The organism is Enhygromyxa salina (assembly GCF_000737335.2).
Classification (GTDB): Bacteria; Myxococcota_A; Polyangia; order Nannocystales; family Nannocystaceae; genus Plesiocystis; species Plesiocystis salina_C.
The window spans coordinates 59,746-82,734 of sequence record NZ_JMCC02000023.1 but is presented as its reverse complement, the minus strand read 5'-3'; the positions used below and the strand labels follow the sequence as shown (position 1 = coordinate 82,734).

The 22,989-nt window shown below is 68.4% G+C and carries 18 protein-coding genes; 10 read left to right on the top strand and 8 right to left on the bottom strand.

Features of this window, described 5'->3' with window-relative positions; all coding sequences use genetic code 11:
• Positions 1 to 355 precede the first annotated feature (355 nt).
• The 8 genes from DB30_RS10750 to DB30_RS10710 all read left to right on the top strand — a co-directional run bounded on the left by DB30_RS10750 (position 356) and on the right by DB30_RS10710 (position 6,686).
• On the top strand, positions 356 to 571 hold the full coding sequence (locus DB30_RS10750; RefSeq protein WP_052548301.1) for a hypothetical protein: 216 nt from the start codon (positions 356 to 358) through the stop codon (positions 569 to 571).
• The gene (locus DB30_RS43060; protein ID WP_146658476.1) at positions 480 to 1,337 is read left to right on the top strand and encodes a transposase; all 858 of its coding nucleotides are present in this window, start codon (positions 480 to 482) and stop codon (positions 1,335 to 1,337) included. Before DB30_RS10750 ends, DB30_RS43060 begins: the two co-directional genes overlap by 92 nt.
• Before the next feature lie 90 nt (positions 1,338 to 1,427).
• Entirely contained in the window at positions 1,428 to 2,072 is a 645-nt protein-coding gene (locus tag DB30_RS10735) for a poly-gamma-glutamate hydrolase family protein (protein ID WP_146658474.1), read from the top strand.
• Positions 2,073 to 2,081: 9 nt separating this feature from the next.
• Entirely contained in the window at positions 2,082 to 3,350 is a 1,269-nt protein-coding gene (locus DB30_RS10730) for a GTP-binding protein (protein ID WP_052548299.1), read from the top strand.
• 2 nt (positions 3,351 to 3,352) lie between these two features.
• Positions 3,353 to 4,495 (top strand): FAD-dependent oxidoreductase, encoded by a 1,143-nt coding sequence (locus tag DB30_RS10725; RefSeq protein WP_240480205.1) that lies wholly within the window; start codon positions 3,353 to 3,355, stop codon positions 4,493 to 4,495.
• Between the two features lie 35 nt (positions 4,496 to 4,530).
• Positions 4,531 to 5,010, top strand: coding sequence for a Fur family transcriptional regulator (locus tag DB30_RS10720; RefSeq protein WP_052548342.1), 480 nt, complete (start codon positions 4,531 to 4,533; stop codon positions 5,008 to 5,010).
• 51 nt (positions 5,011 to 5,061) lie between these two features.
• The gene (locus DB30_RS10715) at positions 5,062 to 6,276 is read left to right on the top strand and encodes an FAD/NAD(P)-binding protein (RefSeq protein WP_052548297.1); all 1,215 of its coding nucleotides are present in this window, start codon (positions 5,062 to 5,064) and stop codon (positions 6,274 to 6,276) included.
• Positions 6,277 to 6,476: 200 nt separating this feature from the next.
• Positions 6,477 to 6,686 carry a hypothetical protein gene (locus DB30_RS10710; protein ID WP_052548296.1) on the top strand — a complete coding sequence of 70 codons (210 nt, stop codon included), beginning with the start codon at positions 6,477 to 6,479 and terminating at the stop codon, positions 6,684 to 6,686.
• Positions 6,687 to 6,708: 22 nt separating this feature from the next.
• Here the strand turns inward: DB30_RS10710 and DB30_RS10705 are convergent, their stop codons facing one another.
• From DB30_RS10705 to DB30_RS10685, 6 genes are all read right to left on the bottom strand, one after another.
• Positions 6,709 to 7,551, bottom strand: coding sequence for a class I SAM-dependent methyltransferase (locus DB30_RS10705; RefSeq protein WP_052548295.1), 843 nt, complete (start codon positions 7,549 to 7,551; stop codon positions 6,709 to 6,711).
• Positions 7,552 to 7,653: 102 nt separating this feature from the next.
• Positions 7,654 to 7,785, bottom strand: a complete 132-nt coding sequence (locus DB30_RS42735) for a hypothetical protein (RefSeq protein WP_276204347.1) — start codon at positions 7,783 to 7,785, stop codon at positions 7,654 to 7,656.
• Positions 7,786 to 7,987: 202 nt separating this feature from the next.
• A complete protein-coding gene (locus tag DB30_RS10700) occupies positions 7,988 to 11,089 on the bottom strand; it encodes a serine/threonine-protein kinase (protein WP_052548294.1) in 3,102 nt (1,033 codons plus the stop codon).
• 73 nt (positions 11,090 to 11,162) lie between these two features.
• A complete protein-coding gene (locus tag DB30_RS10695) occupies positions 11,163 to 11,753 on the bottom strand; it encodes a phosphoglycerate mutase family protein (protein ID WP_052548293.1) in 591 nt (196 codons plus the stop codon).
• The gene (gene ttcA, locus DB30_RS10690; RefSeq protein WP_146658472.1) at positions 11,750 to 12,610 is read right to left on the bottom strand and encodes a tRNA 2-thiocytidine(32) synthetase TtcA; all 861 of its coding nucleotides are present in this window, start codon (positions 12,608 to 12,610) and stop codon (positions 11,750 to 11,752) included. Before ttcA ends, DB30_RS10695 begins: the two co-directional genes overlap by 4 nt.
• Positions 12,607 to 13,281, bottom strand: a complete 675-nt coding sequence (locus tag DB30_RS10685) for a hypothetical protein (RefSeq protein WP_052548292.1) — start codon at positions 13,279 to 13,281, stop codon at positions 12,607 to 12,609. The genes ttcA and DB30_RS10685 overlap by 4 nt, the downstream gene beginning before the upstream one ends.
• 541 nt (positions 13,282 to 13,822) lie before the next feature.
• On the opposite strand from DB30_RS10685, the gene DB30_RS10680 reads away from it, so the two are divergent.
• Both DB30_RS10680 and DB30_RS10675 read left to right on the top strand, forming a co-directional pair.
• Complete coding sequence (locus tag DB30_RS10680; RefSeq protein ID WP_052548291.1) at positions 13,823 to 15,898, top strand: PAS domain-containing hybrid sensor histidine kinase/response regulator; 2,076 nt, start codon at positions 13,823 to 13,825, stop codon at positions 15,896 to 15,898.
• A gap of 486 nt (positions 15,899 to 16,384) precedes the next feature.
• The gene (locus DB30_RS10675) at positions 16,385 to 21,979 is read left to right on the top strand and encodes a protein kinase domain-containing protein (RefSeq protein ID WP_146658471.1); all 5,595 of its coding nucleotides are present in this window, start codon (positions 16,385 to 16,387) and stop codon (positions 21,977 to 21,979) included.
• A 14-nt stretch (positions 21,980 to 21,993) separates the two neighbouring features.
• On the opposite strand, the gene DB30_RS10670 is transcribed toward DB30_RS10675, so the two are convergent.
• Both DB30_RS10670 and DB30_RS10665 read right to left on the bottom strand, forming a co-directional pair.
• A complete protein-coding gene (locus tag DB30_RS10670; protein ID WP_052548289.1) occupies positions 21,994 to 22,545 on the bottom strand; it encodes a cupin domain-containing protein in 552 nt (183 codons plus the stop codon).
• A gap of 59 nt (positions 22,546 to 22,604) precedes the next feature.
• Entirely contained in the window at positions 22,605 to 22,877 is a 273-nt protein-coding gene (locus DB30_RS10665) for a nickel-binding protein (RefSeq protein WP_052548288.1), read from the bottom strand.
• Positions 22,878 to 22,989: the final 112 nt, after the last annotated feature.

Sequence of the window (22,989 nt, the reverse complement as noted above, 5' to 3'; positions counted from 1 at the left end):
GCTCGCCGAGGGCAGCTATCCCTCGGCGAGCTAGATTTTTCCGCGCGCTGCCCATCCCAGGGATACAGGATCGGTCGTCTCGCCAGGGCCACACGCTCATTGTCACCCGCGCTCACATCGCTACACCGGCCGAAATCCAGCATGCCGGGCAATCCACGACCTGGGCGGCGGCGCGGCTTTGGGGGCGGCGCTCGACCCTCGAGCCGCTCGCGGCGGCGGGTCTCACATCCGGGGGCGTGATGGTATACATGCTGTGGGATTGGGTAAGCGACACGGACAGCGAAGAAGACAAATGAGGTGCAAGAAGTGTCATCGTAAGATCCGCCCCCGTGCTGATCCGCCTGGATACTTCTCGGTGCTCACGCTGCTACTGCTGGGCGTCGCGGTCACCCTGTTCGTGCTCTTGTCCCCGGTGTGGGCGCTGTTTCCGTTGGCGGGCGCCCTGATCACCGGCGTCGGCGTCGTCAACAGCATCATCGATGGGAGCAACGTCGAAGCCCGCAACAACGCTCGCGGTGTTCAGTGTCGGCAGTGCGGACACCTCAACAAGCTTCGCCCCTGGACCTTCTGAGCATCTGCGGGCGGTGTTGCAGGTTGGCGTGGGCGACATTGCCGAGCGCGTCGGTGTGACGCTGCTCAAGCTTGGGTTCGCTGGCATTCCAACGGTGCCGATCGCCGATGGATGGCCGCAGAACTGGTCGCCGACGATCTTCGTGGTCCTTCGCTTTGCAGACGCATCCCTTCAGGGCCGGCGAAAGGCTGTCCTGCTCCAGTTGAAATCGGACTTCACCGCCCGCAAGATCAGGAGTCCCCATGTCCCGCAGACCACGAAGAATCGCCGTCGCTTCACCCCCGAGCAGAAGGCCGAGATCGTCCGCCGTCACATGGTCGACAAGGTCCCCGTCTCGGACCTGTGTGACGAGTACGGTCTCCAGCCCAGCGTCTTCCACAGCGTAGAGGACATCCAAACGGTGGTCTGGCGGCTGGCAGATCTTGACGGCCTCGGCCTTCTGTTGCGGTGTAAATGTCCTGCGTTTCTTGCGTGGCACGGTGCTTGTCCTCCAGTTTCCTTTTTCCGGAGGTGTCCATCAAACTGGGGCAGATCTAATCGCTCAGTCGTTCAACATCAGCCTGAACGCCGTGTCCAAACACCTCAAAGTGTTGGAGCGGGCGGGTGTCGTCGAGCGGCGCAGAGAGGGCACCACCCACTTCATCTCGATGCGGTGGGAAGGGCTGGCGCCGATCGTTGGGTGGCTGCACGGAGGTTCACCCACCGAGCGAGGAAGACGAGACGGTCCGGATCTATGCCGCGCACGACAGCAGGCGAAGGAGAGTGAGACGGCCGCCAAGCACCGCCTCAACAAGTTCCTCCTTCGTCGCGACAAACACGACTCCGGCAAGAGCCGCTGGACTGTCGCGTTTTGGAAGTGCCCTGCCCTGCCCTGCCCTGCGTAGACGTCGTCGAGCCCGCTGTGCTGCCCAAGGTCAACTCAAAGTGGCTGTGCTCGGTCTCGGCCGACATCGCGCAAGATCACGACTTGCCCGTCGGCGATCAGGTCCGTGTTCGCAATACGGCCACCGGCCAGATCGCGCTCTACACGATCGGAGCGATTGACGAGCTCGACGGCGACGGAACCATTCGCATGACCTCCAGCGGGCGCAAGCGACTGGGCAGCACGGCGTCGTTTTGTGGCGAGTTCGTCGAGGAGCTGATTCATGCGTCGGACTCGAATACGCTGATCCTCGCGCCGCACGGGGGCCGGATCGAGCGCGGCTCGGACACCCTCGCCGAGAACATTCGTGCCGCCTGGCCCGGCCAGACCCCACCAAGCTCGTGGATCTGTCGTGGGTGGGCCAACTCCAGCTTCAGCGCGGGCGCCTACGACCCCTGGCATGTGTCGAGCACAGACATCAATCGCAGGAGCTTTCCGGGGCTCGACGCGATCAGCGACCTCGAGTTCGAGCGGGTCGTCTCGGTCCACGGGCACGGTGGGCCGGGGGGGGCCTGCGGATTTTCGCGCAAGCTGAACCGTAAATGCAATTTCATTGCATTTACGGTTCGATCGGTGTAAGGTCCGCGCATGACTCAGGCGCATCCTGACTCGCGGCTGCCCGTCACGGTCTTGTCCGGGTTCCTCGGCGCGGGCAAGACAACCTTGCTCAACCATGTCCTCAACAACCGCGGCGGCCGGAAGGTCGCGGTCATCGTCAACGACATGAGCGAGATCAACATCGACGTCGAGCTGGTCGAGCGCGGTGGTGCCGAGCTCTCGCGCACTCAGGAGCGCTTGGTCGAGCTGTCGAACGGCTGCATCTGCTGCACGCTGCGCGACGATCTACTGGCCGAGGTCGCACGCCTCGCCGAGGAGCGGCGCTTCGACTACTTGCTCATCGAGAGCACTGGGATCTCCGAGCCGGTCCCCGTCGCACAGACCTTCACCTTCGTCGATGAGCAAGGCAAGAGCCTCGCCGAGGTCGCGCGACTCGACACGATGGTGACGGTCGTCGACGCGTCGAGTTTCCTGCGTGAGTACGCCGAGGCGGCCTCGCTGGCCGAGCGGGACGCCGCGCTCAACGACGACGACCAGCGCACCGTCGCCGATCTGCTCGTCGACCAGGTCGAATTCGCCGACGTGATCCTCGTCAACAAGCTCGACCTCATCAGCCCGACCGAGCGGGACCGAGTCGAGGCCGCCCTGCGGGCGCTCAACCCCGGTGCGCGGCTGATCCCAACGATCAAGGGCGCAGCACCGCTCGACGCGATCCTCGACACTGGGTCGTTCGACTATGAGCGCGCGGCGAGCTCGGCCGCGTGGTTCCGCGAGCTCGAGGGCACGCACACGCCCGAGACCGAAGCCTACGGGATCTCCAGCTTCTGCTACCGCGAGGTCCGTCCCTTCGATGCGCAGCGGCTGTGGGCGTTGTTTCACGATAGCGAGCTGTGGCCCGAGCTGCGCCCGGGTGAGCCTGGGCTCGCTCGCGGGCAAGCGATCCTCCGCTCGAAGGGCCTGCTGTGGGTCGCCGAAGCGCCGCACCGTGTGTATCAGTGGTCGCAAGCTGGTGGCATCAGCAACATCGAGGTGGCCGGGAACTGGTGGGCCGCGGCTCCGCGCGAGCGCTGGCCGGAAGGCGCGGACTTCGATCGCCGACCTGACTGGCACCCACGGTTTGGTGATCGCTGCCAGCAGCTCGTGTTCATCGGCCTCGAGCTCGACGAGACGTTGATCCGATCGCGGCTCGACGCCTGCTTGCTCGACGAGGAGTTGCTCGCCGGACCGAGCAGCGCGTGGACGAGCCGACCCAACCCGCTGCCTCAGCCCGAACCGGCGGAGCCGTCGAAGCGCCAGTGAAGATGCTCGATTGGTTGATCATCGGGGCGGGTGTCCATGGTCTGCACGTGGCCGCGAGGCTGCGTCGACGCGGCTTTGCGCTGCGCCTGCTCGACCCACACCCGCGACCGCTCGCCGAGTGGGACCGTCGGGCCGAGGCGCTCGCGATGACCCATCTGCGATCGCCACTCGACCAGGATCTCGACGTCGGGGAGCTCTCGCTGCATCACTTCTCCCACGCGCAGCCGCGTCTCGAGCCAGGCGTGTTCGCCGGCCCCTGTCGCGCACCGTCACTCGATCTCTTTCGCCGCCACGTCGAGTGGATTCGCGCGCGGCTGGGACTCGACGCGTTGCTCGAGCGCGGCACGGCAACGGGGCTCGAGCTGGTCGATCGCGGCGTTCGGGTCGATAGCGATCGCGGCAGCCTCGTCGCGCGTCGGGTGATCCTGGCGGTTGGACCCCCGCAGACCTGCGTGCCCGCGTGGGCCGTGCCGATCGGCGGGGCGGCCTTGCACGTATTCGATCCCGAGTTCGATCGCAGCCTGCCGACCAGCTCGGCCGTGGTGGTTGGGGGCGGGCTCTCGGCGGTGCAGCTCGCCCTGCACTGGGCTCGCGCGCGGCCTGGAGCGACCACGCTGATCTGCCGACGACCCCCGCCGATCGCCGAGCTCGACGCGGCGTCTCGCTGGGCGCGACCGCGCTGTCCCTGGCGTTTCGCCAGCATTCCCCTCGCCGGACGCTTGGCCATGCTCGATGCCGAGACACGCCGCGGCAGTGTCCCACCCCGAGTCGCCGCGCGGCTGACTCGAGCGCAGCGACGCGGAAGCTTGCGGATCGTGATCGGCGAGATCGCCGACGGGCGGCGAGATGCAGCCGAGCTGCTCGTCACGCTCGGCGATCACAGCACGCTGCGCTGTCGCAGGCTCGCGCTGGCGACCGGGTTCGCGCCCAACTTCGAGCGCGTGCCGCTGCTCGACACAGTCACCGAAGAGCTTGGGCTCGAGCGCGGCCCGCTGGCGTTACCAGTGCTCGACGAGAGGCTGCGCTGGCACCCACGGATTCACGTGGTTGGATCTGCGGCGCGCCTGAGCCTCGGACCGCTGGCGGCCAACATTGCGGGTGCTCGACTCGCGGCGCTGCGGCTCGACGGTCTGGCTGCGCCGTGACCTGCGAGCCAAGCTCCTGGTATCGTGCGCACCCGATGCCCCGCCGTCCCCGCCAGTCACGCCGAGCCGAGCGAGAGCAACGCATCCGCGAGCAGCTCCGCGCGGCCAGTCTGCGCGTCACCGCTGCTCGGATCGCCGTGATGGAAGCGCTACAGAACGCATCGGGGCCGATGTCGCACAGCGAGATCGTCGAGCTGCTCGACGGCTCCGCCGGCGATCCGGCTACGGTGTTTCGCAACCTCACAGCGCTGACCGAGGCCGCTCTCGCGGTCCGCTCGGACCTCGGCGACCGCGTCTGGCGTTTCGCGGCCAAGGGCTCGAGCGCGAGCGCGGGCCACGAGCATCCGCACTTTTTGTGCAGCGAGTGCGGGACCGTCGAATGCATGCCGTCCCTCGAGCTGCGGACCCGGTCGGGTCAGCGGGTCCCTCGCTCGGTCCGCAACCTCGACGCCGAGGTCCAGATCAAGGGCCTGTGTGACGATTGCGCCGACACGGCCGATGTTTCTCGCAACTGACTCACATCAGCTTCTTGCAAATTGATTGCAAGAAGCGCTAAGCCGGGCGCGATGCTCGACTGGTTGATCATTGGCGCCGGAGTTCACGGTGTTCACCTCGCGCTCGCGCTGCTCGGCGGTGCCGGGGTCGAGCGCGAGCATCTGCGGCTGCTCGACCCCCATCCAAGCCCGCTCGGGCGCTGGCGGCAGTGCTCGGCGACGGTCGGCATGCGGTTCATGCGGTCGCCTTCGGTCCATCACCTCGACGGGCCGCCGTTCTCCCTCAGCAGCTTCGCGCACGAGCGCGGCTACCAAAAGCGCGAGTTTCGGGCGCCCTACAATCGACCGTCGACGCGACTGTTCGACGAGCACTGCGATGCGCTGCTCACCAGCCAGCGGATCGCCGAGCTGTGCGTTCGCGGGCGCGCGATCGATCTCGTCGAGGTCGGCGATCGGCTCGAGGTCGTGACCGAGACCGAGCGTATCGCCGCGGATCGTGTCGTGCTCGCGCTCGGCTCCGATCGGCTCGCACGGCCAGCTTGGGTCGACGCGCTCGACCGTGAGGGGCTCCGCCTGATGCATGTGTTCGATGACGACTTCGACGAGTCGGTGCTCGCGGACGCAGAGCGGCTCGTGGTCGTCGGTGGCGGAATCTCGTCGGTCCAGTTTGCGCTCGCACAGAGCCGCACGCGCAGCGCCCCAGTCACGCTGCTGATTCGCACGCCCTTGCGCGAGGCCCAGTTCGACAGCGATCCCGGCTGGCTCGGGCCGCTGCACCTCGACAAATTTCGGCGCGAGCGCGACATGAGCCAGCGCCGGGCGATGATCGACGCGGCCCGCAATCGCGGGACCTCCTCGCCCGACGTTCTACGCGAGCTCCGACGCGCCGAGCGTCGCGGCCGGATCGTAATCCGCGAGGCCAAGATCATCGACGCCCGCGTCGTGCGACAGGGCGGCGTCGAGCTGTGGCCGCAAGCCGGGCCGATCCTCCGGGCCGATCGAGTGGTGCTCGCCACCGGCTTCGCGCGCGCCCGGCCCGGCATCTGGCTCGACCAAGTCATCGCGCGGCTTGGACTACCGTGCGCCGCGTGTGGCTATCCGATCGTCGATCGAGCGCTGCGCTGGCACACCCAGATCCATGTCAGCGGAGCCCTCGCCGAGCTCGAGCTCGGGCCCGCAGCGCGCAACATCTCGGGGGCACGGATGGCCAGCGAACGTCTGCTCGAGCACCTGTGCGGGCCCCGGCCGATCCCGCAGGCGCAGGTGGTCCGGCTGGGGACCGTTTGAGTGCCCGCTCGCCGATTCCGCCGACCTGCCCGCGCTGCCGCGGTGCGATGCGCTTGGTGAAGATCAACGCCAGGGGTTGGGCGCGCTCGTGAGCTCGAAGTCCGCGCTGCTGTCGTCCGTACCGATCGAGCCGCGAGGGGCTCGACCCGCGCGAGCTCAGGCTACGCTACGAGGCCCGCGATCCGCAGACCGAGGGGTCGTTGAGCTTCGTGACCGAGGCGCTGCTCGACGAGAGCAACGTGCTGGCGACTGACGAGGGCTGGATGCGGCTCGGCGATCGGGTGGTCTTCGACATCGCCGGGCCCGAGGTCGTGGTCGGCTCCGAGGTCTGCTTGGTCGTCGCCGCGAGCAGTCCGAGCTGGACCGACGAGGACCGGCGCTGCGTCACGATCGTCGATGAGCTGCCGTGAGAAGCCCGAAGCGCAGCTGGGCTCAGCCGAGACGGCCGAGGCCTAGCCACGCGGGCATCGCGACGGACTGCGGGCCGCTCCCGAGGTCCTGCTCGAGCCGAGCACGGATGCGCGCGAGCAGGTCGGCGTAGCGAGCCGACCCGAGCTGCTCGCGGGCGATCTCGAGAGCGACGTGGGAGCGGGTCAGGCCGTCCCAGAGCGCGTCGAACGAGGGGCTCTCGAGCACGTGGACGATCGGGTGGATCTCGACGTCGAAGCCGGCGGCCTCCATCTCGGCCTTGAACACGACCGGGTCGCCGAGCGGCGGCCCGCTGCTTGGGCGGCTCACGGACGACTCCGCGGCCAGCTCGGTGTTGATCACCATGAAAGCGTGAATCGCGTCCTGCGGCTGCCAGCTCGCGACGACCGCACGCCCTCCCGGGCGCAGGACCCGAGCGAGCTCGGCGAAGCCCTTGGCGCGATCGGGGAACATGAACAGCCCGAACATCGAGAAGGCTGCGTCGAAGCTGTCGTTGGCGTAGGGCAGGGCCTGACCGTCGCCTTGCCGCAAGCTGAGCCGAGCCCGCTGGTGCTCGTCGGTGCGCTTGTACAGGGCCTCGAGCATGCCAGCTGAGAAGTCGAGGGCGTTGACCTTTTGGGCGACGCGGGCGGCCTCGAGGGCGAGGGTTCCCGGGCCGGTGGCGACGTCGAGGACCTCGTCATGCTCGCTGATCCCGGCCAGCTGCAGCGCATCGATGGCGTAGCGGCGCAGGTGCGCGGCGATATAGCTCGAGTAGCCGACGGAGACGCGATCCCAGGCCGCGGGGTCCTGGATGCCGACGAGATCGAGGCCGGTGGGTTCGGTGAGTGCGCTGGGGCTGGCCATGCTCGGAGCAGTGTAGGGCGCCGACTTTGCACATGCAATCGAATTGCACCTACGGATCGTCGAGCGGGGCCACCTCGCCCCCCCTGGATCGGCAGGTGCGGCTCAGCCACACGCGGTGTCGGCCGCGTCGGCGCAGTCGTCACACAGGCCCTCGATCTGAACTTCGCTGTCGAAGTTGCGGATCGCGCGAGGGACTCGCTGGCCCGGGGCCGCGCGTAGCTCGAGGGTCGGCATGCACTCGACCGTCCCGCACTCGCTATACAAAAAGTGCGGGTGCTCGTGACCTTCGCTAGTGCTCGAGCGCTTGACCACGAACCGCCAGACGTCACCTTCCGACTGGCTGACGAGCCTGCCATCGATGACCTTCAGCAGCCCCGGCGCGACACCCCAGAAGTCCTCGACGTGTTCGAAGCTACACCGCCGCTTCGCCCTCGCGCTAGCGCATTTGGGCCGTGGCTTGGTCGCGCATCTTCTGCAGATCCTCGCAGGTCTGCGGATCCACGCTGCACCCAGCCAACGCGGCCTCGAACACCGCCGCCGCGCGGGCGTGATCACCCGGCCCTCCGCGCATGAGCAGCACGTCGCCGAGGTAGCCCCGGTTGGCCCGCAGCAGCTCGGGGTCGACCGCTTCACCAGCCTCGAGCAGCTCGACGGCCTGGCCGAGCTCGACGATCGCCTGGTCGAGGTCCCCGAGGTTCAGGTACACGAGCCCGAGGTTGGTCACCGTTGGCGTGAGGCCGATGTGCCCCGGCGGCAGGGCGCGACGCTTGATCGCCAGCGACGCGCGGTAGTGGAGGATCGCTTGGTCGAGCTCGTCGGCCATGAACGCGACGTTGCCCAGCATCTCATGCGGCTCGGCGCGGTCGGGGTTCGAGGGCCCAAGCTCGCGCTCGTAGATCACCTTGGCCTTGCTCGCGTGAGCGCGGGCCCGCTCGACCTCGCCAGCGGCGAGCTCGAGCCCGGCGCGCAGCAGCTCGATCGCGCCGACGTCCCGATGCTCGGCTCCGCGGGCGGCCGCATAGATCACGTACGCAAGATCGGCTTGCGCGCGGGCCCGCTCGTGCTCGCCCTGTTCATAGGCCAGCCGCGCGAGGTTGTAGTGGGCGTTGGCGACTCGCGGGTGCCCTTCGCCAAACGACTGCACGCTCGCGGCCAGGGCCTGCTCGTAGATCACGCGGGCCGCCGCGCGGTCACCTCGGGCGACCAACACGTTGCCGAGGTCGTTGAGCATCACGCCGCGATCGGGATGACCCGGAGCGTGCGTGTCCAACAGCTCGAGGGCCGCGCGTAGGTGCTGCTCGGCGTGCTCGTTGGCGCCGTCGAGTCGCTCGAGGTTGCCGAGCGCCCAGATCCCGCGGGCGCGCGCGTGGCCGAGCTTCCCGCGGGCGCGCGCGTGGCCGAGCTGCCCGCGGGCGCGCGCGTGGCCGAGCTGCCCGGTCCGCAATGCCCGACCACCCCCGTTGGGCGCACGCTCGGTCGAGCCGACGCGGGCCTCGAGCCGGTCGAGTCCAGCCAGCGCACGCCGAGCCCACAGCCGGCCACGCACGGGATCGGGCTTGGTGTAGATCGACAGCGACACCAGCTCCGTGGCCGCGATCGGGACCAGCTCGTGGTGACCGCTGCGATCGGCCTCGTCGAGCGCCTCTTGCAGCTGCTCGAGCGCTGCGTCGGCGCTCGAGCTCACGCCCGAGTGCGCGAGCAAGCGCCCATAGGTGACATGCGCCTCGGCGATCAGCGGCGCGTAGCGGGTCCCCTTGGCCTGCTCGACCGCAGCCTGTGCGAGCACCAGACCTGACTCCCAGCGGCCCGTGCTGCCGCGGGTGTCGAGCTCCGCGAGGTGGCTGCGCAGCTCGGCGACCTCGACCGCGACCGCGGCCGGCGGCGGCGGCAGCTCGACGTCGAGCAGGTCCGCGTCACCGCAGCGGGCCGGATCGGGCAGCGCCGCGGCGGCTTCGACAGCATGCTCGATGACGGTGGGATCGGCCTCGCGCAGCTGACCGAGCAACGCCGCGAACGCCCGGCGATCTCGATCGAGACACGCGCGACGATGATCCAAGCTGGACCGCTGGCTCGACGACGCGTCTGGTTGCTCGCTCGCGGTCGCCCCTCGGTGCAGCTGCGCGGCCTCGCAGGCGGCCACGCGCTGGCCAGCCCAGCTCTGGGCCCACGTCGAGAGCCTCGCCTCGGCGATCGACCAGGCCGCGTCGGCGTAGGCCAGCTCCGAGCGCGTGAACGCGTTGGCGAGCTCGCGCGCGCGCTCGGGTGTCCACAGCTCGGCCGTCGCGGCCTCGAGGGTTGGACACGCGGGCGCGCGCGCGGGCGCCAAGATCCCGGCCACGAGCGCCACCGCAACGACCGCGGCCAGGCCGAGCCCAAGCGCCCACACCCGGCGCGAGCGGACCGGCGCCGGGGGCTCGAGCGCCTCGATCAGGGCGTCCATCGACGCAAAGCGATCCGCCGGGTTGGGGCTGAGTCCGCGCAAGATCACCGCGCGCAACCATGCTGGGACCACGGGCGCCGCCGGCTCGGCGTGGGACGAGTCGGGGCTCGCGGGCGTCACGGCGGCGGGCGCCTCGATCACCGCCCCCGCGTGAACTTGGACGATCAGCTCCTCGAGCTTCTTGGCCGCGTAGGGCCGCCGACCATACAGCGCCTCGTGCAGCGCCACGCAGAAGCTGAACTGGTCCGAGCTTGGCCCGACTGGCTTGGCCATGAGCTGCTCGGGCGACATGTACGCTGGCGTGCCCATCCGCGCACCCGTCCGCGTCAACACGTCGAGCTGGCCCTCGCGGTGGTTGGGGTCGGTGCGCAGCGTGACACCGAACTCTTCCTCTGGATCGCTATCGAGGGTGTCGGGCGTCCCGTCGTCGATGTTCGTCTCAACTGCCGGCTCGCTCGGCTCGCTCGGCTCGGGCTTGACCGGGCTCGACCCCGCGGCACGTGACGCGCTGGCTGGGAGTGGATCGCGGTCAGCCTCGTCGATGCCGCCAAGTCCACGCTCGAGCGGCCGCGCGAGCCCAAAGTCCAGCACCCGCGGTCGCCCATCGACCCCAACGATCACGTTGTCGGGCTTGAAGTCACGATGCACGACCCCGGCGGCGTGGGCCGCCGCGAGCCCGCGCCCCGCGTCGCTGAACATCGCGAGGATCTCTTCGAGCGAGTGGGGCTCACGCATCCACTCGCCGAGCGTGCGGCCCTCGACGAATTCCATGACCACGAACACCCGCCCGTCGAGGTCGCCGACGTCGTAGACCTGGACCACGTTTGGGTGCGAGAGCTTGGCCAACGCCCGCGCCTCGCGACGCAGCCTGGCCTCGAGGTCGGCCCGGCCCGCGCGGGCCCGGTTGAGCACCTTGATCGCCAGCTTGCGATCCAGGCCCTCGTGATAGGCCGCGTACACGACCCCGATCGCGCCGCGTCCAAGCTCGCGCAGCAGCACGTAGCGCCCGAGCTCGGGGGGCTGCGTGCCAAGCCCGGCCGCCGTGAATCGCGGCGACGCGTCCGGCGGGTTCACGCGCGGCGCGATGTCTGGGCTCATGGCCATGCTCGAGGTGGGGCGGCCACAATAGCGCACCCCCACTCCGGGTCCGCGCGAGCCAAGAGCGCTGCCCTCAGCGGCCTGGATCGAAGCGCTCGACCGACTCGCCAAACCGACGGGTCTCGACCGTCGCGGTCTCGCCGTGCAGCGTGACGACCCACATGTCGCCGTACTGGGCCTCGTCGATCTCCACCGCCTCTGGCACCCCGAGCCCCTTCAGCAGCAACGGGATCGTGTTCGAGTGCCCGACCACCAGCACCTGCTGCCCGTGGCGCCTGCGCAGCCGCTCGACCAACCCGTCCGTGTCCTGCGGCGGGTAGGTGATCAGCTCGACGCTGTTGAGCGCGACCACGGCCGAGGCGGTGTCCTTGCTGCGCTTGGTCTTGGTCACGTAGACCGCGTCGATGTCACGGACCGGCACGTCTTCGGTCAGGCCCATGGCCCGCAGCTGCCCCTCGCGCGAGAGCGGCGGATCCTTGCGCGCGGCCTCGGGCGCGTCTTCGGGCAGCTGCTGCTTCTCGGCGTGACGCACGACGTAGATCGTCACGTCAGCCGGCTCGGGCCGCGGACCCTCGCAGCTGCACGACTCACCACAGCCGATCGCGCTGACCCCCGCCAGCGCAAACGCAGCCACGAACAGGCGCCGACGCGAATACTCGCTCATTTGATCCTCAGCTGTGTGAGCCCGAGGCTCGGGTGGGGAGGAGCCTGCTCGCCTTCGTCTTCGTCTTCGGCTTCGGCTTCGTGACCCAGGTCTGGATCCCACAAGTGCGAGGGTTTGACGTTGCCGACCGCCGCGAGCAGGTTCTTGCGCAGCAGCGGGTTGTCCTGCTCGAGCGTTGCGAGCAGCCCCTTGATCTGCTGCCGCTTGAGGTTGGGCTGCGACCCGCACAGATCACACGGCACGATCGGGAACCCGCGCAGCTGGGCCCAGGCGGCGATCTCTGCCTCGCCGCAGCTGGCCAGCGGCCGGATCACCACATTGCGCCCGTCGTCCGAGTACAGCTTGGCCGGCATCGCCTTGAGCTGCCCCGCATAAAATGCGTTGAGCAGCAGGGTCTCGATCACGTCGTCGCGGTGATGGCCCAGGGCGATCTTGGTCGCGCCGAGCTCGACGGCGACGTCGTACAAGATCCCCCGCCGCAGCCGCGAGCACAGCGAACAAAACGCCTTGCCAGCCTTGGTGTTGGCCTTGACCACGGTGTGGGTGTCACGGGCGACCAAGCGGTGCGCGAACCCGTGCGCTTCGAGGTGCTCGCGCAAGACCGAGACCGGGAACCCGGGGTGGCCCTGATCGAGGTTGACCGCGACCAGCTCGAACGAGAACGGCAGCATCCGCTCGTACGCGCGCAGCAGGTGCAGTAGCGCCCACGAGTCTTTTCCGCCCGAGATCGCGACCATGATCTTGTCGTCGGGCTCGATCAGGTTGAAGCGCCGGTTGAGCGTCGACATGTGCCGCAGCAGGCGACGCTCGAGCTTGGCGGCCCGGTCGTCCTCGGCGGTGGTGACCGCGATGCTCATAGCGCTCCTTGGGCCAAGCCGACCAGGCGTGGTGCTTCGGCGACCATCTTGTCGATGTGGATGCGCTGGCGCGAGCGATACACCAGCCCGATCAGGTGCGTGTTGGCCCGCCACAAGATCAAGTACGCAGACTCGCTCTCGCGCCCGCCGCTGTCCCACGCGCTGACGTCCCTGAACCCAACGTCGACGCCATTGATCGTCTCGACCCGCGGCATGTCACCGATCCGCTGATCGAGCTGCCGCTGCGCGTCCTCATCGTCGAGCTTTTGGATGATCGGCTCGATGTCGACGTCCGAGTCGACCGACGCGTGCAGCGTCTTGGCCACGTCCATGGCGACCGGGGCGAGCTGCTGGCCCTTCTGCAGCAGCGCCTCGACCCCGTCGCCCTTCACCTGCGCGCCCTTGGCCAAGATCCCCGTGGCCGCGTCGCTGAGCTGGCCGTTGCGCTCGGTCCACATCTGCTTGCCCTTGTCGAGCGCGTCGTCAGCGAGCTCGCCGGCCTTGTCCTTGGCTTGCACCCCGACCTCATGGGCCTTGTCCAACGCCTGCTCGCCCACCTCCCGGGCCTTGTCTTTGGCCTGGTCCTGGGCCTGGTCCTTGTCGCACGCAGACAAACACAGCAGGTTCAGCGCCAAGATCGGCGCCAGGGTTGACGAAGCTCGAGCGGTCACGCGCTCGACCGTAGGCAAATCCCGGGTCCAAGGCGACCAAAGAGACACGAAACGCCACGTGATCCCCATCAAGTCATGACCCCGGTAGGTCATGGACCCCGGTAAGTCATGACCCCGGTAGGTCATGACCCCGGTAAGTCATGACCCCCACAGAGACCTTAGCCCTCGCCGACTGCAGCCGCTAACGCGTCTGGTCGCTTCGCTCCTCGGGGCCGTTTGTTCACATCCGCATGTGTGGCCCCCTAGAAGGGGGCTCTGGCTCGTACTCGCAGGGGCTCTGGCTCCGTACTCGCAGGGGCTCTGGCTCCGTACTCGCAGGGGCTCTGGCTCGTACTCGCAGGGGCTCTCGCTCCTACTCGCAGGGGCTCTCGCTCCTACTCGCAGGGGCTCTCGCTCGTACTCGCAGGGGCTCTCGCTCGTGCTAGAAGGGGGCTCTGGCTCGTACTCGCAGGGCTCTGGCGATTTCGCGCGGGTCATGACTTGCCCACCCCGGCGCTCGTTCCGGTTGAAGCGACCTGCGCCTGGCATGTAACGTCATGGCTTGCGTGAGGCATCCGGTGAAGCGACGCGGGTCGAGCTCCTGCGCGAGATCGCCACGCTCCGGGAAGAGCTTCGCGCCTTTCGCGAGGCGCGGCTGGGCTCGTTGCGCGGGGTCAACGAGCACTTCTTCGACGTCGACCTGACCGCCGATCACATCAAGTTCATGCTCGATTCGAGCCCCGTCGGCGTCGGGATCTCGCGCATCTCCGACTCGCTCGTAGTCTATCAGAACGAGCGCTGCGCACAGATCTTCGGGGTCGAGATCGACGAGGTCCGCTATGCCAACGACTCGTGGGTCGACCCCGCCGAGCGCGCGGAGTTCGTGGGCGCGTACACGCGCGGGGAGCCGCTGCCCGATCGCCCCGCTCGGATGCGGCGCAAGGACAACGCCTTCATTTGGGCGCTGCTGACCTTCGAGCCGCTTCGCCTGGCCGGCGTCGACTGCGTCCTGTTTTGGATCTACGACGTCACGCAGCTCCGGGCCGCGCACCTCGAGCTCGAGCGCACCCGCGACGAGCTCGAGCTCAGGGTCGAGGCGCGCACGACCGAACTCGCCCGCAGCGAGGGCCAGCTGCGCACGATCCTCGACTCGCTCGCCGACGCTGTGCTCGTGTGTGACGCCGCGGGCGGGGTCATCCACTGGAACGCCGCGGCCGCGTCGTTGTGCGCGACGGCACCAAGGCTCGGCGCGCCGCTCGCTGCGTTGATGGGCCCGGTGCTCGGGGAGCGGCTCTGCGACGCTGCACACAACGCGATCCTCCAGGGTCGCTCGTCGCGGCTCGGCGACGCCGAGACCGCCGACGCGCAAGGGCTCACCCACCTGCTCGACATCGTCGTGTCTCCTACCCGCGACGAGAACACCGAGCCACTGGCTGTGTTCGTGCTGCGCGACGTCACCGAGCAACGTCGGCTCGAGATGCAGGTCCAGCACGCCGCGCGCATGGACTCCCTCGGTCAGCTCAGCGGCGGCATCGCCCACGACTTCAACAACATGCTCAACGGGATCATGGGCGCCGCCGAGCTGCTCGGCCTCGAGTCCTCGTTCCCACCCAACAGCCCGCCCGCGACCAACCTCAAGCTGATCCTGGACACCGCGGGCCAAGCCGCGGAGCTCACCCGCAAGCTGCTGGCCTTCTCCCGCACCGACGCACCGATGACCGCGGTCATCGACATTCACGAGCCGATCCGCGACGCGGTCGCGATCTTGCACCACAGCGTCGACAAGCGGGTCGAGATCTCGGTCTGCCTCGACGCCGAGCAAGCGACGATTCGCGGCGACAAGGTCCAGATCCAAAACGCGCTCCTGAACCTGGGGATCAACGCCAACCAAGCCATGTCGAGAGGGGGGGTGCTCGAGATCGTCACCAAGTCCATCACCCTCGACGCCGCCGCCTGTGCGGCCGAGCCGTTCGCCCTCGAGCCTGGGCCCTACGTCGAGATCCTGGTCCGTGACACGGGCATTGGCATGGACGAGACGCTGCAGGCCAAGATCTTCGAGCCCTTCTTCACCACCAAGGAATTCGGCCGCGGCACCGGCCTGGGTCTGTCGATGGTCTACGGCACCGTGGAGTCGCACGGCGGCGCGATCTCGGTCACGAGTGAGCTCGGGGCCCACACCACGTTTCGACTGCTGTTCCCGTTTCACCAGGCCGAACCGCTGCGACAGGCCTCCCAACCGATCGCGACGCTGACCCAGGCCCTGCGGGTGTTGATCGTCGACGACGAACGCAGCGTTCGCCGCACGCTCGCTGCGTTCTTCTCGCTCAAGGGCGGCACGGTGCTCGAGGCCAGCGATGGCCACGCCGGCCTCGAGCTGATCGAGCGCCACGTCGGCGAGCTGGACCTGGTGATCCTCGACACGGTCATGCCAAGGATCAGCGGCGCCGACTGCCTGCGCAGGCTTCGAGAGCTCGCGCCAAACCTCCCCGTCGTCATGATCTCGGGCCACCTGCGCAACGTGGCGCTGCGCGACCTCGAGGATCTGGGGATCGGCGCGTTTCTGGGCAAGCCGTTTCGGTTCGCGCAGCTTGGCCAGGCGGTGCAGCAGGCAATGTCCGGTGCGCGGGTGAGCAAGTGACCCTCACATACGCATTGGACCACCCCCGTTGACCCAAGACCTCGAATACATCGATGCCGCAATAGAGCGCCCAGCCACCATCGGCCATGGGCCATGGGCCCATTCGCAAGAACTACCGACATTGGGGACATCGAGCACCCAAGCCCAAAAACCACCAATCCGTGCGGAAAACGCAGCATTCTACGCGCGGAATCGCCTAATTGGAGGGTGAGCTTCGAGGGTCTCTCCACGATGAATGGCGCAGCATTGGACCGCGGCCCTAGCGTGTTCTGCGCCAGTTTTTAGGGTCGTTCACGGCGCATCAATTCTCGGTGCTCGCGCCCGGGAGTGGCTGAGACGTCACCACCTGGTGCGCCGCAGGCAACCCAAACAACGTGAATTGCGCTGCTGTCATGTTCCGGGCAGCCCCACGGCGTTCGGGTACCATGTGCCACAGCGCACCGTGCCACACCACACCGCGCCGGCTACGCCGCACCGCGCACACACATGGGCTTCCCGCTAGCAGAGTACCAGGCGATCCGACCGCTACGTGAGTCCGCGCGCTCTCGCGTCTACGAGGCGGTGTCCGAGCGGGATTCACGAGCGGTGATCGCCAAGGTCTTCGACATCGAGGACGAAGCCGACGAGGACCGCGTTCAGCACGAGTTCGACCTGGTCCAGAGCCTCGACATCGACGGCATCGTCAAGGCTCGAGAGCTGCGGCGCGTCGGCGACCAACTGGTCTTGATCCTCGAGCGGATTCCGGGGGTCAACCTGTCGGAGTACGCCGACGGCAAGCCGCTGCCAATCGCCAAGTTCTGGCCGATCGCCACCCGGATCGCCGAGATCCTGGCCCAGACCCACGCGGCCCGGGTGGTCCATCGCGACATCAAGCCAAGCAATATCTTGGTCGACCCCCAGACAGGGCGGGTGCACCTCGCCGACTTCGGGATCTCCGTGCTGCTCGAGAACGAGCGTCGGCATATCTACGATGGCGACGTGCTGGCCGGCACGTTGCCATACATCTCGCCGGAGCAGACCGGCCGGACCAGCCGCGCGGTCGATCGACGCAGCGATCTCTACTCGCTTGGCGTCACTTTCTATGAGTTGCTGACGGGGCACCGCCCGTTCGAGGGGCTGCTCCCGCTCGAGTTGATCCACGCCCACCTCGCCCGCGAGCCCGAGCCCCCAACCAGCCTGCGCCCCGAGCTGTCCGCGGGTCTGTGCGGCCTGGTCCTCAAGCTGCTCGCCAAGGCCCCCGAGCACCGCTACCAGACCGCAGACGGCCTCGCGGCGGATCTGCGCCGCTTGCAGGCCCAGCACGAGGCCGGGCTCGACGACTCGCACGTCGAGTTGGGCGCCGAGGACTTCACCACCGACCTGCTGCTGCCCCAGCGCCTCTACGGTCGCGAGCGCGAGCAGGCCGAGCTGTCCGTGGCGTTCGCGGGCGTGGCCAAGTCGGGAGGTCGTCAGACGATCGCGCTGACGGGTCCGCTCGGCGCGGGCAAGTCGTTGCTGATCCGCGAGCTCGAGACAACGGTCATGGGCCACGGCGGCCACATGCTCGGCGGCAAGTTCGATGCGTTTCGGGACCTGCCCTATGCCGGCTTCGAGCAGGCGTTGACCGTCCTGTTCGAGCAGATGCTGACCGAGAGCGACACCCGGCTCGAGCGCTGGCGTCGACAGCTCGGCGCGGCGCTCGGCAGCCTCGCTGGGGTGCTCGCAGAGCTGTGTCCAACGGTCGAGCTCATCCTCGGGCCGCAGGCCAAGCCCGCGCGGGTCGACGCGGCCGAGGCTCGCAACCGACTGCTGGTCACGATCGAGCGGCTCCTCTCGGTCGTGTGTGTCGACCAGCGACCGATCGCGCTGGTCCTCGAAGACCTGCACTGGGCCGACCAGGGCAGCCTCAGGCTGGTCGAGGCGCTGGTCCATGGCCACGGCGGGCCGTTGTTGTTGGTGTTCTCTCTGCGTCGCGACGACCTGCCCGCGACCCACCCCCTGCGTGAGCTGCTGGCCGAACTCGCGGGCCACCCTCGCGGCCGCGAGCTCGAGCTCGGCGGGCTCTCGACCCCCGCGATCGAGGCGCTGCTCACCGACGCGCTCCCGGGCGCCCGCGAGCTCGGCAAGCTCGCCCACGCGATCGCCCGCAAGACCAACGGCATGCCGCTGTTCGTCGGTCAGTTCCTCTCACAGCTGGCTCGGCGGGACCTGCTGCGACCGGGCAAGCAGGGCTGGGTCTGGGACCACGACCGCGTCGAGGCCGAGCCGATCCCCGATGACGCGGTTGCGATGATGGGCACCAAGCTCGACTCGCTCAGCGCCAGCGCGCGCGACGTGATCCGCCGGGCGGCCTGCATTGGCTCGCGCTTCGAGCTGCCGCGGCTCGCGTTGGTGTGTCGTCACGAGCGTGTCCAGCTGACGGCCTGCTTGTTCGAGCTCGAGGCCGCCGGGCTGCTCGCCCACGTCGCGGGCGAGTATCGCTTCGTTCACGACAGCATTCAGGACGCCGCGCGACAGGGCCTGGCCGACGACGTCCGCCGCGAGCTGCACTGGACGATCGGCCGTGAGCTGCTCGCCGGCCTCGCGCGGTCCGACGAGCGCCTGTTCGAGGTCGTCGATCACCTCGCCGCCGGGGCCCCCGCAAACCCCGACGACAACACCCGCCTCGAGCTCGCCACGCTCGACCTGCGCGCCGGCACGCGCGGGCTGGACACCGGCGCCTACGACCTCGCCCAGAGCTACCTCGCCCGGGGCATTCAGCTCACGCTCGCCAACCGCGACGACGTCATCGCGCGCGGCCCAGCCGCCCCCGACTACGAGCTGGCGTTTCGTCTGCACTTCAACTTGGCCTACTCGTTCGCGCTCAACGGGCTGCGCAAGCAAGCCGACGCGGCGTTCTCCAAGCTGCTCGACTGGCAGCTCGAGGATCACCACTACGGCGAGGTCGTCGCTCGACGCGTGCGCATCTTGTGGGTCGAGACGCGGCACCACGAGGCCGTCGCGCTCGGGCTGGCCGCGCTCGCGCGCTTGGGTTCACCGATCCCGCGCGCGCCCGGCCGGATCCGCGCGATGGCGGCGGTGTATCGCGCATGGAAAATGGTTCGGTCGCTCGACGGCGCCGCCATCGCGGCGATGCCCCGCTGCGAAGACCCGCGCGACGCGGCCGTGCTCGATCTGCTCAACCAGGTCAAGTACGCCGCGTTCATCGTCGACAACCACTTGTACTTGTATCTGGTCGGCATTCACCCCTTGTTGATCCGCACCCTCGGCGTCCACTCGACGATCATCGAGGCGATCGGCAACTTGGCGATCGGCGTTGGCGGCGGGCTGGGCAAGAGCGCGGACGCGGTTCGCATGCAGGATCTCGCGCGCGAGCTGGCCCGCGGCGAGCCCACCGCGAAGACCGAGTCGCGCGTGCTTGCGATCGGCGGCTCGCTCTCGCTCCACCGCGGGCGCTGCTTCGCAGACATCGTCACCCTGTTCGACGCCAGCTACCAAGCCGCGCTCGAGGCCGGCGAGTTCGACTCGGCGAGCTTCATCGGGGGCTTCGGCGGCGACATGCAGCTCGAGGTTGGGATCCACCTGCGCGTGCTCGATCGCCACTGCCGTCGGGTCGCCCGCGATGTCGGGCGCTGGTGCCCCAATCAAATGAAGGTCGCGGTCTGGATGCTGCGCGGGCTGAGCCTCTCGCTGCGAGGGGCCGACGAAGAGTCCGCGGAGCCAGCCCAGACCGACCAGGCCGACCAGGTCTGGGATCTCGATCCCGAGCAGATCCTGGCGCACAACGGCGCCCCAACCAATTACTATGTTGGGTTCATCACCAAGGCCCTGCGCGAGCTGGTGTTTGCTGACCACGCCGCGGCGCTCGACAGCTGCCTGCGCTGCATCCATGACGTCGAGAAGGTGGTGTTCAACACCTGGTTCATCGCCCGGGCGTATGTGCTGACCTGCGCGGCCTACTCGATCCACCTGCTCGCTGGCGGCGCCCCTTCGTCGCTCGCCAAGGCCGGCACCCGCAAGGGCCTGCGAACGCTGCGACGCTGGGCCAAGCACAACCCCGCCAACTACGGCCATTATTTGGATCTGGCCCGTGGCCTCCGCCATGCCGTGCGCGGCCAGCCGGCGCCCGCGGCCGTGCTGCTCGATCGTGCCTGGTCGGGCGCTCGCAAGCGTGGCTGTCGCTGGATCGAGGGTATCGCGGCCGAGCAGCTCGCCGCGCTGCTCGAGCGCCAAGGCATGACCGCGCTGGTCGACGGCGCCAAGCAGCGTGCGTGGGCGGCCTACGCAGCCTGGGGAGCGGACGCCAAGCTCGAGCAGCTGCTTCGTGCCCACCCAGACTCGTTCGCGGAATTTCGCGGCCGGTCGGACGTGCAACGCGCCACCAGCCCGCGCGGGCTCGACGGCCGCCTGCTCGTCCATGACAAGCGCGCGTCGTCGGGGAGCAGCAGCACGCCGCAGCTCGACCTCGCCGCCGTGCTGCGCACGGTCGGGGCGATCAGCGAAGACCTGCGGCTCGACGAGGTCATCCGGCGGGTGCTCGACGCCGCGCTGACCAGCGTCGGAGCCGACCGCGGGCTGTTGGTCCTCGAGCAAGGCCGGGAGCTCACCCTCGTCGCCGAGGCCACCGACGTCGGCGCCTCGACGATCTTCGCTGATCCCCCGCTGCTGCGAGACGTCGGCGCCCGCGTGCCAAGCTCGCTCGTCCACTTCGTCGTGCGCAGCGGGCAGTCGGTGGTGCTCGACGACGCCCGCATGGATCAGCGCTTCGCCGGCGACCCCTACCTCGAGCAAGCCGAGGTCCGCTCGGTCCTGGCCTTGCCGCTGATCAAGGGCGAGCGTCGGCTCGGCGCGCTGGTGGTCGAGAACCGGCTCACAACCCACGGGTTCAGCCCGACCAGCATCAAGGCCCTGAAGCTGATCACCAACCAGGCCGCCAGCACACTCGAGAACGCGCTGCTGTACAGCGCGCTGCACAGCAGCGAGGCTCGCTGGCGCTCGCTCGTTGACGGCGCCCCCGATCTGATCGCGCTGCTCGACGAGCGCGGACGGATCGTGTTTCGCAACCACAGCGGAGCGCTGACGGGGCTCGACGAGGGTGACGACGAGCGAGACACCGAAGGTTCACTGCGGCCCGACTCGGCCGCGACCTGGCGCGAAGCCGTCACGGCCGTGCTCGCCGACGGGCAGCGCCGCGAGTTCGAGCTCGAGTTCATCCCCGTCGCCGAGCCAAGCCGCTGGTACGCCGTGCGCGTCGCTCCGATCGAAGTGCGTCGGACCCTGCTGAGCGAGACCGAGCCCGAGGCCGTGCACCGCAACGCCGTCGTCGTTGCCACCGACATCTCGGCGCGCAAGCAAGCCGAGGCCGAGCGCCAGGCGTTTGATGCCCAGGTTCGCGAACATCAGCGGCTCGAGTCGGTGGGCACGCTCGCCAGCGGGGTCGCCCACGAGATCAACAACCCGATCCAGGGCATCATGAACTACGCGGATCTGATCCAGGCGAGCGCCACGGACAGCTCGCTGATCGAATTCGCGACCGAGATCATCTATGAGTCCAACCGCGTCGCCAGCATCATTCGCAACCTGCTGGCGTTCTCGCGCCAGCACGCCGACGACGCCGTCGACTCGGTCGCGCTCGGCGAGGTGATCGACGCCACGCTCTCACTGGTCCGCTCACTCCTTCGCGGCGACTACATCACGGTCGAGGTCGAGATCACCCCCGGGCTCCCCTTGGTCCGCTGCCGCGCGCAGCACATTCAGCAAGTCGTGATGAACTTGATCACCAACGCCCGCGACGCGCTCAACGAGCGCTACGGCGCCTACGATGTTCGCAAGCGCATCGACATCTGCGTGAAGCGTGCGGCCCGGCCGGGGTGGATCCGTGTCTCGATTTGCGACACGGCAGACGGGATCCCCGACGACGTCCTTCCGCGGATCTTCGATCCCTTCTTCACCACCAAAGATCGGTCCGAGGGCACCGGCCTGGGGCTCGCGGTGTCCCACGGCATCATCAAGGACCACGGCGGCGAGCTGTTGGTCGAGACCAAGGTCGGCGAGGGCACCTGCGTCTCGCTCGAGCTCCCCGCCATCGCGGAGCTGCTGTAGATGGCTTGGCGTCGCTACGAGCGCAGCTGCGCGGCCGTCTCTGCCCAGCGATAGGGCGCCACGTCAACGGGTGGATGCAGCTCCCCGCAGCGTTGGCAGCTTCGCCGCGCGTCGTCACCGTTGAACGACTCACACCCAGCGAGGTACCCCTCTTGCGGGTACGTCTGGGCGGTGTCGAACACGTGCCGGTACAGCTCGTCGCCGCACGACTCGCAGTACCAGGCGACGCCCTCGAGCCCCGCCTCGCGCGCCTTGTAGCGCATGATCACGGACTCGGTCAGCGCGGTCAGCCGGGTCGGCGCGCCCGCCGGTACGTAGACGTGATCACCCGGCTCGAGCGAGAAGTAGTTGACCCCCGTGTCCTTGAACTCGACCTTGCTGGTGCCCGAGAACACCGCGAGCAGCGTGTCCTTCTCACACACCAAGAAGAACGGCTGCTGGCCGTCGTTGCGGCTGAGGCAGACCTGGGTCTGGACGGCGTCCGGGAGCATCGGCCGCTCGTCGTAGGGCCCGAGCTTGGGCGCCTCTTTGAACACGACGAAGGTCTTCTTGCGCGGCAGCGTCATGGCTCAGCTCGGCTTGGTGGCGAGAACAATGGTGACCCCGCCCGCGCAACTGTGGCGATTCACGACAGACGCCCCATGTGGGTGAGCATCTGGACCATCTCTGGCCAGGACTGGCTGAACTGGATCTCGTGGATCTCGTCGTAGGGCAGGCCAAGCTCCTCAAACTGCTCAATCAGCTTGGCTTCGGTGTCGGCCTCGTAGATGGTGAAGATGAAGCCCGCCGCGAGGTTGACGTGGGCTTGCACGAAACGAGCGTGCGTGGCAGCGTGGATACTGACCGCGTTCTCCGCCCATTGCTCTTTGAGGAGACCAGGCGCGCGATGAATTGTCATGTACTGGGGCATTCTCGAGTCCTCGATGAGCTTCGCTAGTGCGTAGTATCGATGGTTTTGGCCGAGGGCGTCAACGAACCATTCACTGCGTGAACAGTGTAGCTGGGGCGCT